Raw genomic sequence first — 14,110 nt, 5'->3', positions numbered from 1 at the left:
AAAAATTTTAAATGATATTTAATGCCATAACGTTTCAAGTGCTCTGTTATCAGTGGACTTCACAGCTGTATCCTTGATTATTTTGCCGAAATCAAATTTTAAAATCCTGTCGGCGTGTTTAAAATAGGTATCATCATGCGTAACAGCAATAATGGTTTTTCCTTCTGCTTTTAGCTTACTTAACAAATTTTCGTAGAAAAATTTTCTAAAATGAGGATCCTGATCGGCTGCCCACTCATCTAAAACCAGAATTGGTTTATTTTCTAAAAGAGCAAATATCAATGACATTCTTTTACTTTGTCCTTTTGAAAAATTTCTTCTGGCAGATTCCTCTTTATCATCCAAAACAACTTTATCCATTTCCAGTAGTTTTAAAAGCTCCACGTATTCTTTATTATCTTTTAGCTTGTAATTATCATAATTATGAGAGAAAATGTGATTGTTTGTAAATACTGCTGCTGTTAAATTTTGTAATTCGACAGATGAATTTATGGGAGCATCGTTTAATAATATTTCTCCTTGAGAAGGTTTATATAAACCGGTTAGAACATTGATAAAAGTACTCTTACCACTACCGTTTCCCCCAACAATAAAGATCATTTCTCCTTTTTTTACGGTCAAATCAATTGGTCCCAGACAAAATGATTTTTCTTTCGCGCTGTCTTCATAGTCAAAACCTATTGCATTAAATTCCAGCGAATCAAATTCTAAATCTTGTTTAACCAAAACCTCACTGCTATCATTTTTAAAATCTTCAAGAAACTTCATTATTCTGTTATTGGCAACAATAAAACGGGTATAAATATTTTGCATATTTATAAGGTTATTGATAGGACCAGTAATGAATAATAGAATAACAACGTACGAAACTATATCTTCTTTTTTAAGTAAATCCAGGTTGGGCAAGAGAAAAAGAATTACTGCAATGACCAGATAAAAGCCATATTGACTTATCAAATTAATAGATAAGAATATATAATTTACTTTAAAGTCCAGTTCTTTTGCACGTTCCCGATTTGGTCCCAAATGCACATTTAGTAAATTGAGTCTTCGTTCTAAATTTATTTTCAGCTCCTTAAATCCCTCAATAACATCGTTTACATATTTATAGTAATGTTCATTGTATTTTCTTAGTTCACTCACCTTTTGCGACATTGCATTAATTACAACAAAGTAGATCGCTCCAATAACCACAATCAAAACAATAACCACAAGGGCGGCATAAACAGATAGCGTAAATAAGTATACAACGCAGAGCAGCAGCATAAGCAAGGAATTAATGGTATGGGTTACTACTTCGGGCAAGGAAGAAAATATTCGTAAGTCTTCTATAGCAGTATAAAATCTCTGAGACCCCATTTTCTCTAATGTTATCAGGGGAGTGTTTAGTATTTTATTAAAGATTTTCTTTTCATTGTTGTACAGTATCTCGTACGAATAAACGTTGAGCTTTTTTTGAAAGAATATATTCAGCAAGTAAGTGTATATGACAATCGAAACAAAAACGATTCCCATATAATCCGTTTGAAATTCTTCTTTTCCAGAAATTACATTATTGATAATGTAAACAATTCCGAAACTCAGAATCGTATTGGGAAAGGCATAAAGCAGTATATATAGAATTTGTGAAAGTTTTAATTTTAGCATTTTTTTATTTTTTAAATCAATATTAGTTTTTGCTTTATTTTTCAATAGAAGCCTGACAGCAGCTCATAATTATATTTCCTAACTCAAAGGGATGGTCATGAATAAAAAAGTGGTTTCCTTTTAAAATTTTAAATTCAAGATCCATATTGGTAAAATTGCTCCAATTTTCGATTCTGCTATTGAGTTCCTCTTCATTGCCCATCATGGCAAAAATTGGAACGTTTATCTGTATTCCTTTTTCTGAAAAAAAGTATTTCTCAAGACATTCAAAATCAGCACGCATTATCGGAGCAAAGTATTGATACAATTCCTCATTATCCAGCACCTCTCTTGGTACGCCGCCGAGTTTTTCCAGAACCTCTTTAAATTGAAAATCATCTAATAAATAACGAATAATATCTTCTTCTTTTTTTATTCCTGGACCTGGATTTCCTGATACAATCAATTTTTCAGGAGGATCGCCAACAGCCTCCAATCTCTGTGCTAGAGAAAGACTAATGGTCGCTCCCATGCTATGCCCGAATAGTACATAAGGAGCATCGTTTCTGAGTTTTTTTATCTGAGAAAAATAGTCCTGAATTACTTCGCTTTTTGTTTTCAATAATTTTTCACTAAACCGTTTTCCCCGTCCGGGCAGTTCAAGAGCAATAAACTCAATATTGGGATCTATATATTTTTTAAGAAAATCATAGGAGTAAACGCTGCCACCAGCAAAGTGCAGTAGAAATAGCTGAAACCGATTAGTTGTATCCATGTGTATTTAGTTTTATGAATGTCAATTTTTTATATCCTTTTAATTTTGATGCATTTGGTTGTCTCCCCTGGAATTAATAAACTGCGTTTTTTTCCTTAACCAGTCCCAATAATGCTTTTAAACCGCTGTCGAGTGAAATCTCATTTTTCTTTTTTTCATAGAGGTCATTGCTGCACAAAATTTCAATTTCTAAAGCGTTATTAAATAAAATAGCTTTCATCGAAACGGTATTTGATACCGTTTTATAGTGTTCTTGAGTTACTTTTACCTCATTTGTCCCGGCTTCTTTAACCTGACTTTCATCTAGTAAAAAATTATAGCTTCCCACAACATTCTGGTCAATATCCTTTTGCAAATTGCTTTGGACCTCTTGTTTAATAATTTCGTAAGGAGTCAATTGATGTAATCTCGCTTCTAAATAATTCTCATAGGCAGAGAAGATATAATCCTGATTAAAGTCATAATTATCCTTTATTTTTTTATAGGGTACAGGCAACCCGTTGTTTATAACACCGGGTAATAATTCTAAATTAATTCCAGGGATAACGGCTTCACGGCAGGTCACTAAAATTGTAAACAAATCTTTAAATTCGATCGCCGCTTGGGTTAACAAAAATTGGTATAGGCCATTACATAAGGCATTAATAGGAAGATTCATTTTTTTACCCAGCGCTGTTATCTCATCAAATCTCTTACCTGTAATCCTTATTTTTTGGCAAACAGGATGATTATCTTTTTTAATACTGCTCACATTGTCATATAATAGTCCCTTACTTAGCGTATCTATCCAATATTCTTTCTCTTTTAATCCATCCCCAGAAGCAAGAAATTTTTTCTGCCATTCGATGAATTTAAAATAATGGACATAAGCTACCCCTGGTAGATTTTTATGATTTTCAAAATAATCGGTTAATTCCTTATGTACCATTTTTGTTGAATAATCATCCAGTAAAGAATGATGAATACACAAATACACTTCTGCTGTACTGGTATTTTTATCTACTAAAAGATTTACTCTTATTAATTCTTCGTTGATTATATCGTATGCTTTGTTATAATTTGAAACGATTTGTGTTGAAATCTCATCCTTATCATTATTATTCAAAATGGTGAATTTAATTTTTTGATCTTTCCCCGAAATGAATCTTTGAATCAGCTTATCGTTTTTAAGTTCATATCGCACACATAAGGATGGAAACCTGGAAATTAAATGTCTAAATTCATTTTCAAAATTATCTTCCTGAAATTCCGAAACTTTAAATTTTAATACCACCTGAGAAAAATCAAGCTTTGTGTAAATACGCTGGTTAAATGAAAGTTCAGATTCCTCATTAATTTTTATTTCACCTGCAACATTATCCTCTACAGTATTATCAACTTTATTTTCAAGAGCACAAAGATCAGATTTTATCATTTTTGCCAAATCTTCTAAAACCGGATGATGCAGAAGATCGGTGATTTTCAAATAAAAGCCGGCATTTTTTAATTGCGTAATTATTTGAATTGACTTAATAGAGTCACCTCCCAAATTATAAAAACTGTCTTTTATGCTTATCATATCATGTTTCAGAACTTCTGAACATATGGAAACCAAAAGTTTCTCTTCTTTGGTTTTAGGCGCTGCATATTCTTCCTTAATTAAATCCTTTAATTGTATGGCCGGCAAAGATGATCTGTCGACTTTTCCGTTTGATGTTAAAGGAATTTCTTCTACCTGAACATAATAGCTTGGAAGCATATAATCAGGTAAGAGAGCGCTTAAATTTTGCTGTAAAACCTTCTTATCTAAAGCAATATCCGAAATGTAATATGCTACAATATTTTTATCTTTATCCACTATTACAACACACTGGCGTATTGATTTTTCAAGTGAAAGGGATTTTTCAATTTCCCCCAGCTCTATTCTGTGACCTCTGATCTTTACCTGATCATCCTGTCTTCCTTTATATTCAATGTCACCACCAGATATCCATCTTCCGATATCACCTGTTTTATACATGCGTTCTCCCGAAATAAAAGGGTTATTGATAAATTTCTCCGAATTCAGCTTCGGGCGGTTAAGATATCCTCGTGCCAGGCCTGCGCCAGCAACATACAGTTCTCCAAAAACTCCTTCAGGAACCAACTGTTTTGATTCATCTAATATGTAGCAGCTTAAAGTAGGAATAGCTTTTCCGATATTTGACTGCTCAAAATTTATCTCTTTTTCACCAATCTCTTTGTAGGTAACATGAACAGTAGTCTCTGTTATGCCATACATATTAATGATTTTTGCTGCAGGATATTTTTTATTCCAGTCCAGTAGCAAGAACGGGTTTAGCGCCTCTCCTCCAAAAATTATATTTCTTAGCTTAAAATCACGCTTTTTATTTGACTTTTCACAATCTATCAGGTTATAAAATGCCGAAGGTGTTTGATTAAGTATAGTTACAGACTGATCGTATAATAGTTCTAAAAACTCTGGTGTGTTTTGTGCTACTTCTTTGGGTACCACTATTAACTTTCCACCATAAAGCAAGGCACCGTACATTTCCCAAACCGAAAAATCAAAACTATAGGAATGAAACATAGTCCAAACATCATTTTCATTGAAATCGAATAAAGGTTTTTCGGTAAAAAAGAGTCTTACAACGTTTCTATGTTCCAATAAGGTCCCTTTTGGATTACCTGTTGTACCTGAGGTATATATAACATAGGCAAGATGATGCGGCTTGATATATTTTTTCAGATTTTTTGTTGAAAATTCTTTTTGTATTGCACTGAATTTTACCAGTTCTTCCTGACCTATTACCACTTTACACTCACTATCCTTTTCTATATAAGCGATTCTTTCATCAGGATAATTTACATCGATAGGCACGTAGGCTGCGCCAGATTTTAAAATCCCTAAAATCACCACAATCATTTGCTCAGATCTATCGAGTTTTATTCCTATTAGATCATCCGGTACAATATTGTATTGTTTTCTAAGGTATAGGCCTAATTGATTTGCCTGTTCATTTAGCGCTCTGTAGCTCAAAGTTTTACCCTGAAAAACTACCGCTGTATTATCCGGAGTTCTATCGACTTGTTCTTCAAATAAATCAAGAATTGTTTTATCTTTTGGGTAGTTTGCCGCAATGTCACCAAAACCGTTTACCAATTGTGTTTTTTCGGTTTGTGTTAAATAATTTATATTTTTAATTTGCTTGTTTTCATGCAATGAAACTTCAGCTAAAAGTTGTTTGAAATGCTGTAAAAATTTAACAACCGACTCCCTTTCGTAAATGTCGTTATTGAAGTTTAATACTAAATTTAAGTCTTCGCCTACTTCTGTAAAATGAAATTCAAAATCACATTTACATCTCTTGGTGCCCAAATTTTTAATTTCGTCTGACTTTTCCTGGCTAAATGCGTCCTTTTTAAAGGCTATATTGTTATATGTAACAGACATATCGTACAATGAATTGCGACTCAAATCTTTTTGAATGTTCAAATCAGATACCAGAACATCAAATGGATAATCCTGATACTCGTAAGCTAATAATGTGTTCTGTTTTAAACGTTTAAAAAAAGAAAGAAAGCTTTCATTTTGATCAATTTGACTTCTTAAAACCAATGTTTTTGCGTAGTACCCTATTTGATTGTAAAGTGCTTTTTCCTGTCTTCCTGATATTGGAAAACCAATAACAATATCATTTTCATTTGTATACTTGTTAACCAATACTTTGACAACTGCCAAAACGGCTATAAACAAACTGCTTTTTTCTGACTGGGCCATTTTTCGCAAATTAGCGAGAAGATCAGACGAAATGTTTGTTTCCAACGAATATCCGTTGTAGGTTTTAAATCTTGGTCTCTTTTTAAAACTTAACAAATCCAGAACAGGCAATTTGCCTGATAACTGACTCAGCCAATATTCTTTATGCTTTTGTAAACTGCCATCCAGAATTATTTTAGATTCCCAGGCAGCAAAATCTTTATATTGAATTTGTATTTCCTCTACATTGGCACGATTTCCCGTTAAGAGCGCTTCATAATAAAGTCCGATTTCTTTTTCTAATATTTCCATCGACCAGCCGTCACAAATAATATGATGAATATTGAAATAAAAGACATACGTTTCGTCTGATATCTGAAAAAGGGAAATCCTCACTAGCGGTCCATTTTCCAAATCAAAAGCCTGATTGGAATCCAGATCGATAGCCTCTGAGATGATCTTCTCGTAATTTGCGTTTTCTCTCAGATCTTCAATTGGCACATTAAATGCCAGCTGGTTTCTCTCCAGTACAATTTGTTTTAATACTCCCTGATTGTCAAGTTTAAAAACAGTTCTCAATATTTCATGTCTCTCAATGACGCAATCTATTGCCTTGATAAACAATTCTTTGTTGGAGATACCATTTATAACTTTCTGTAAAGGCATATTGTGAGCAATTGATGCTTCTTTGAACTGGCTCATAAACCATATACCTCTCTGACCTGAAGAAACTAAATAACTATCTGATTTTTCGACTAATGAAATAGCAGAATTGTTAGACTCTTTTTTATTTTTTAAAAAATTTATCACTTCATTTTTGTTGTCTTTAATCTTCTTTAAGACATCCGAAGAAATTTTATTTTTAAACGATATTATTTCTATATTTTCCTCCTCATTAAGTACTAATTGGATATCATCATTTTGTAGATCCTTAAAAAGGCTTTCTATTTCTTTTTTCATTGTGCTAAGATTTTTCGTGATGCTTAAAGTCTGATGGCTATGTAATTGTTTTTTTACAGAGACAAATTATTGTTTGATTATATTTTTTTACTGATCTAAAAAACTGTGGCTTTTCTTTACAGTTGTATTGTATTTTAAATACCCTATTACGTTTTTTAACCTCTACTGACTCCACTTTATCCGAGAAATAATCGTGAAAGAAATTAAAAAATCTGCTCTCGGCACAGATACTTGGATAGTGATTTCTCTATACTGTAGCTGTGCGATTCAACAACATGCATGAAAAATTGTTTTTTAATATTCAATTGTTTTTTCACCAAACAATCTCTCTGCATCTATTCCTCTTTTAATACATTCATTTACCAATTTGTTAGATTCTACTATTGGTCTTGATTCATCTGTATATTTAATAGAACTGATAAATTGAAGCCAGGGTTCCAATCCCATTGCGTAAACAAATACATTTTTAGGATTAAAAATATCAACCAGTGAGATCCCCTGATCGAAATTGCATCCTGCTAATCTCCTGGAGAAATCTTTATCTCTTTCGAGTTTTTCTGAAAGTAAAGGCCCGTAAAGCCATGATAATGGGGCGCCATCACATTCCATTCCCAGAAATAGTATGTCTACATCACCTACAATATTATGAATCCTTTCATATATTTTTGGTTCGATATTACAGGAGTCAGCTACAAATAATACTTTAAAGTCATTATGAAGTTTTACATGGTAGCAAAGTTTAGTTCTAATATCAATATCGGAGTGTTCGCCCAGAAAAGGCAGCCCGGTAATGGTACACTTATCCATTTCGATACTCTCCATATCATCTAATTCTATTACGTTTTGGAAACCAATATTTTTAAACATCAGCCTTAAATTAGGATCCTGAAGGTTTCCTTTTCCGCTACTTGGAATTATGATGTTTTTTATCGAATGGCGCAATTGCAGTAAAGTCTCCAGTAAGATATGATCCTGATGATTATGGGTAATCAAAACATAGTCTATTTTCTCGGGAAGATCGTTTATTGTATATCGCTTTACATCTGTTTCGTATCCGTCATAACTGATTACCGGATCAATTAAAATTGAAATTTCATCGGTTTCAACTAAAACACAGGCATGACCAAAATAACGGGTCCTAACGCCTTTATTGGCATATTTTTCATATTCAGCAGGAGCCTGATTTGTAAAAAAGGAATCAAATAAACCCTCCTGCTCACTTAAAATTCCCAAGGTATTTTTGATTTTATTATAATCAGATGGAATTCTTTTCATTTTAAACAATTCATCAATAAGATTTGATTTAAATGGCACGTCTAAATGAATTAAATTTTCATCATTTAATCTTGGTGTACTTAAAACAAAAGATCTTGAGTCATCGGCTTCTACAAGTTGTAAAGAGATCGATTGTGAAGATTCTTCATAATATTTACTTTTATAGAGTAAGGCCTCAAAAAATCTGAAATTTGGATTATTGTTCAAATCATAATACAATTCAACAAAGCCTCTTAAAATTTCAGGAACTTTTTCATATAACGCATCCAGAGAATATCCTTTTGCCTCTTTTTTCAGCATATCGGTAAGTTCTATTATGGCTTCCCGAAATTCAAGCACATCCTTTCTGCTTGCAAGTGTTGTATCATACAATTCTTTAATTTCCTCAACGCGGCCTCCGTTGTAATCAATAAATGGCCCTCCTAGCATTTTAGGATCTTTTACCGCGGCAGCGTGTATTTTTGGATTCTTAATATAAGATTCCATAATTTTTAAATGTCTGTCTTTTATATTCATAGCCGCTGTGGCAGGAGATACTAAATGAGGCCAGGCATACCATCTGTCGATGAGTCCTTCAATTGCGACATTCAATTTTAAATAACGTTCTTCGTTTGTTGTGCTCATTTTCTTTAAGTTTTAACGGTGTATATTTTTTTTACTAAATGGTTATCTTATCCACAATCTCTCTGTGAAGGTTAGATTCCTGCGAGTTTTTCTCAATTTGTTCTGACAGTTCCCCAATGGTTGAATATTGAAATAAATCTGCTATTTTGATTTTTAAATCAAACTCTTTTTGTATTTCTGAGATGATAGTAATAGCTTTAATACTATGACCACCCAATTCAAAGAAATCATCTGTTGTGCTTATTGTTTTTACTTGTAAAACATCCTGCCAGATTTTGGAAAGCATTTTTTCTACATCACTGCAAGGGGCAATATATTGGTTTCTAATAATATCAGCATCAGACACTTCAGGTAGTGCTTTTCGATCTACTTTCCCATTTGTGGTGAGCGGAATTTTTTCAACTTCAACATAATAATTAGGAATCATGTACAGCGGCAGTTTGTCTTGAAGATAGGTTCTTAATTCCCTTTTATTAACCTCTTCAATACTCACATAGTAGGCAACAAGTACTTTTTCTCCTTTTTGCTCTTTTGCCTCTACCACAACCTTTATCAATTCGTTAGAAAAAGCCGCTAATACTGATTCAATTTCCCCTAGTTCAATTCGGTGTCCTCTTATTTTTAACTGATCGTCTACTCTTCCTAAAAATTCTACCGTACCATCAGAGAGCCATTTGCCTAAATCTCCTGTTTTATATATTTTTTCTCCTTTTTTGAAAGGATTTGAAATAAATTTTTCGGCAGTTAACCCTATTTGATTCAGATAACCTTTTGCTAATCCCTTACCTCCTATACAAATCTCGCCAACAATTTCTTTAGGTTGTAACTGATGTAAATCATCCAAGATGTAGATATCAACATTCGACAAAGGTTTTCCTATTGGTACACTATTGGTCGTATGCTTACTTCCCTTTTCTTTTTTATAAATTGTCGCACAAATACTGGCTTCTGTTGGTCCATATTCGTTATGATAAGTACCATATTGCAGAAATTGATTGATTTTTTCAATGTTTGGTGATTCACCTCCTGTAATTAAAGTACTTAATCCTTTTAGGGAATTGATATCTATTATTTTAAATATTGCAGCAGGTAATGTTGCCAGTTCAATTTCATTTTCTATGATATAATCTGCTAAAAGGGCCGTGTCTTTTCTTTTATCTTCCCCTATAACGTATAAGCTGCATCCAGATAAGAGTGCTACAAAAATTTCAGAAATCGAAGCATCAAATGAAAATGACAGATATTGTAAACTTCTTTTTGCTTCTTTGATTTCTAAAGCATTAATTAAGGAAAGAATGGTATTCACTACTCCTGCATGCTGTACCATTACACCTTTTGGCTGGCCTGTAGAACCCGATGTATAAATTACATATGCTAAGTCATCGGGCGATATGCTTACCTTTTCAATCTGATCTGTTATTTTTAAATCCTGATTATTCTGGTCCATTAAAAATAGATCTCCTGTATAATAATCTAACCCTGAAGTGCAGGAATCTTCTGAAATCAGTAATTTTAATTGTGTATCTTCAATTATGAATCTTTTGCGATCGTGCGGCAATTCAACATCAATAGGAACGTATACACCTCCCGCTTTTAATATGGCAAGAATAGAAATAATTGACCACTCGCTTCTATTTAAATGTACCCCAACCGGCTCTCCTTTGATAATATTAAACTTGTTTGTTAAAGTGTCCGAGACCTGGCTAGAAACAGAATCTAGTTCTCTGTATGTCAACTCCTTACCATCACAAAAAACCGCAATATTATCCGGAGTTCGCGCTAATTGGTCTGAAAATAAATCTACAAGCGTTTTATTTGTTAAAAAATGATCTCCGTTAGTATTAAAATCTTCAAGGAGCTCTTCTTTCTCCACTTTCGTTACATAATCAATATCAGTTAGCTGAATTTCTGGGTCGGAGCAAAATTGTGCTACCAAGCCTGAAAAATGAGCCGAAAGATTTTTTATAAGTCCTGTATCAAATACATTTGGGTTGTATCTGAATTCAACCTTAAATGCTTCTGCAGAAGGCGCGATAATTGTACTGAAATCATAATTAGTCTGCTCAAAAACATTAATTTCCTCGATCGTTAATTTTTGTTCTTTTTGGCTGTATAACTCATCTATATCTTCTTTTACTGCTTCTTGTATGAGGTAATTTTCAAATACCATTAAGTTATTAATCAGGTCCATTCCCGGAATACTTTGAGACTGCACTTCGGATAAATTTATATAATGGTGCGCAGTGCTTTTCAAAATTTCAGTATGCAATTTTTTTAAAAACGTTTTAGGACTATCACCTTTGTCGTATTGCACACGAACAGGTATCGTATTGATAAAAAGCCCCACCATATTTTCGACACCGGAAAGTTCTCCGGGTCTTCCTGAAACTATTGAACCAAAAACGGCATCTTTTGTATTGTTATATCTTGAGAGTAAATATCCCCAAACCCCCTGCATAAATGTACTGGGCGTTATTTCAATTTCCTGGCACAGATTTTTTAACTTATCAAATAAATCGCCTTTGATCTGGAAAGATTCTTTTGCTAATTTCGAATTTCCTGCCAGTTCTTTTTTCCTTTTAAAAGGAATATTGGTAGCAGATTCAACGCCGCTCAGATAATTTTTCCAATAGTTCAATGAAACATTTTTATCTACATCTGAAAGCCAGTTGATGTATTCTGAATATTTAGCCGGCTTTGAAAGGTTGTTTGCCTGACCTGTGTTAATAGAGGTCAAAATACTGTAAAAATCATTGACAAGAATACTCATGCACCAGCCGTCCATTAAAATATGGTGATGGCTCCAAATAAATACGAATTTCTCAGCGGTTATTCCTAAAACGGTTAATCGCATTTGAGAGGGCTTCTCCAAATTAAAGCCCTTAGTTTTATCCTCCTCTTTTACTTTTTCAATATACTGCTCTATTGTATCGTTTTCAGAGATTTCTTCATACGAGAAATTACTTTGAATATTTTTGTACACGATTTGCAAAGGCACACCTCCTATATCATTAGTAAATCTTGTTCGTAAAATAGAATATCTGGAAATTAATGCGTCATAAGCCTGCTTAACCGAGTCTATATTTATTCCTTCGGTATTTATTGTGTAAGCAAATTGCTCAAAATAAGCAGGACTTGACTTATCTAATAACCAATGATAATACATTCCTTGCTGCAAAGGAGATAAGGTATAAATATCTTCTATGTTATGATCTTCATTTAAAGCCGTTAGTGCTTTATAGGTGATTTTTTTATACGTTAAATCAGAGGGCGTTAAATGATTTTTCTTTTCTGCAGCTAGTGTTTCTATTAGATTTTCAAGCTGGTTTTGATAAGATACCACTAGATTCTCTATGGTTTCATCATTAAATAAAGTATCAGCGTAGCGAATTGACATACTTAATTGACCAGAAACCATTATCCCGGAAACATTTAGCAAAATGGTATTGTTGCTATTGGCAGGGTCTATGGATCGTCCTATATTCTCTGATGAAAATTCAAATAATACTTCTTCTTTATTACCCCCTACATTATTTCCAAAATCTCCAAGATAATTAAACTGAATACTGGGAGCCATATCATTTGTAAATCGTTTGTCGAGATAATTTAAAATACCGTAATCTATACCTTTGTTGGGTATTTTGCGTAGAGATTCTTTTACTCTCACTAATACATTTCCATCGGATTGTGATACATCTAAAACAAACGGATAAACACTTGTAAACCAACCAACTGTTCGCCCTACATCTATTCCATCGATTATTTCTTCCCTTCCGTGTCCTTCCATTTTAACAACACTTTTTTCAACTCCAAAAACATCCTGTATGGCGAGTCCAAGCCCCGTAAGCAATATGTCATTGATTTCAGTGTTATAAACATCATGAACCTGAGTTTGCAATTTTTGAGTAAGGTTATGGTCCAAAACAAAACCGTTAGATTTTTCTGTTTTTAAAGCACTCTTCTCATCTTTATAATCCGTAGGCAATAAGGCAATTTCTTCCTTAGTGATTTCTTCCCAATACAGCCTGGTTTGCTGAATTTTTTCACTCTTGGCATATTCTGCCTGACGAGATGCCCAAAGTTGAAATGAGTCTGTTTTTAATGGCAGGTTACTTTGGCCATTTGCTAAATAAGTACTGTACAAGTTAGACAAATCTTCCAAAAGAATACGCCATGACACACCATCAATAACCAAATGATGAACAATTAATGCCAAACGATCGCCATCAGACATTCTAAAATGCCCTACCTGAAATAATATACCTGAATTTATATCAAAGCCAGATTGCAATTTTGCTCCCAATTGGTTTAAGGATTCTAATTCATCTGACTGCTGTGTTAAATCATAAAAATTGATTTTGTAATGTTCCGATACAGAATCATGGTTATATTGCGACCATGAATTATTTTCGAATTTAAATTCCATTCTTAACGCATCGTGATGCGCTACCAATGCTTTAATACTTTGTTCGAGCACTAAAGAATCTACTGCTGATTTACTTTTTAATAAAACAGACTGATTGTAATGGTTTTTATTAGAAATAGCATCACTCTCAAAAAAATAATATTGAATTGGCGTTATTTTTACTGCTCCTGTTATTTCTGATTGATCGACAACATTTAAATTCGATTTAACCAATTTTGCTAAGTCTTCAAGAATAGGATTTCGCAAAATTTGATCTACTTTGAGTGTATATCCCATTTGCTTTAATCTTGAAACTACTAAAATTGATTTAATAGAATCTCCTCCTAGATTATAAAAACTCTCTTTTATACTGATGTTTTCATATTTTAAGACCTCAGACCAGATACTAGTTAAAAGTTGTTCTTCTTTAGATCTTGGTGCGACATATTCTTCTTTAATAAAATCTTTTTCAGCTACGCCCGGCAATACTTTATAATCAATTTTTCCATTTGATGTTAAGGGAATAAAATCCAATTGAACGTAAAAACCCGGAAGCATATAATCTGGTAAAATCTTATTTAAATTATTTTGAAGCGCTTTTTTATCGATTTTTTTATCTGAAACATAATACGCAACAATATATTTTTCTGCATTGAATTCACTAATTTTTACCACAACCTGAGTAATATCTGGAGAAAAACCAGCT

At 33.0% G+C, this 14,110-nt stretch carries 5 protein-coding genes; all 5 read right to left on the bottom strand.

The window, feature by feature from the left end:
* Positions 1-18: 18 nt before the first annotated feature.
* Positions 19-1,647 carry a cyclic peptide export ABC transporter gene (locus tag IRZ78_RS12875; RefSeq protein WP_194616934.1) on the bottom strand — a complete coding sequence of 543 codons (1,629 nt, stop codon included), beginning with the start codon at positions 1,645-1,647 and terminating at the stop codon, positions 19-21.
* A gap of 34 nt (positions 1,648-1,681) precedes the next feature.
* Positions 1,682-2,401, bottom strand: a complete 720-nt coding sequence (locus IRZ78_RS12870; protein ID WP_194616933.1) for a thioesterase domain-containing protein — start codon at positions 2,399-2,401, stop codon at positions 1,682-1,684.
* A 73-nt stretch (positions 2,402-2,474) separates the two neighbouring features.
* On the bottom strand, positions 2,475-7,100 hold the full coding sequence (locus IRZ78_RS12865) for a non-ribosomal peptide synthetase (RefSeq protein ID WP_194616932.1): 4,626 nt from the start codon (positions 7,098-7,100) through the stop codon (positions 2,475-2,477).
* A gap of 294 nt (positions 7,101-7,394) precedes the next feature.
* Positions 7,395-8,999 carry an MBL fold metallo-hydrolase gene (locus tag IRZ78_RS12860; RefSeq protein ID WP_194616931.1) on the bottom strand — a complete coding sequence of 535 codons (1,605 nt, stop codon included), beginning with the start codon at positions 8,997-8,999 and terminating at the stop codon, positions 7,395-7,397.
* A gap of 34 nt (positions 9,000-9,033) precedes the next feature.
* Positions 9,034-14,110: non-ribosomal peptide synthetase (locus IRZ78_RS12855; protein ID WP_194616930.1), on the bottom strand; the 5,077-nt coding region annotated here is incomplete at its 5' end.

Source organism: Flavobacterium sp. CSZ (assembly GCF_015350725.1).
Taxonomy (GTDB): domain Bacteria; phylum Bacteroidota; class Bacteroidia; order Flavobacteriales; family Flavobacteriaceae; genus Flavobacterium.
The sequence above is the reverse complement of the archived record's forward strand: the minus strand, read 5'-3'. Positions and strand labels throughout refer to the sequence as shown.

Excerpts from the sequence above, each read along its gene's own strand:
- IRZ78_RS12875 (WP_194616934.1), bottom strand. The coding sequence starts at position 1,647 with ATGCTAAAATTAAAACTTTCACAAATTCTATATATACTGCTTTATGCC.
- IRZ78_RS12870 (WP_194616933.1), bottom strand. The coding sequence starts at position 2,401 with ATGGATACAACTAATCGGTTTCAGCTATTTCTACTGCACTTTGCTGGT.
- IRZ78_RS12865 (WP_194616932.1), bottom strand. The coding sequence starts at position 7,100 with ATGAAAAAAGAAATAGAAAGCCTTTTTAAGGATCTACAAAATGATGAT.
- IRZ78_RS12860 (WP_194616931.1), bottom strand. The coding sequence starts at position 8,999 with ATGAGCACAACAAACGAAGAACGTTATTTAAAATTGAATGTCGCAATT.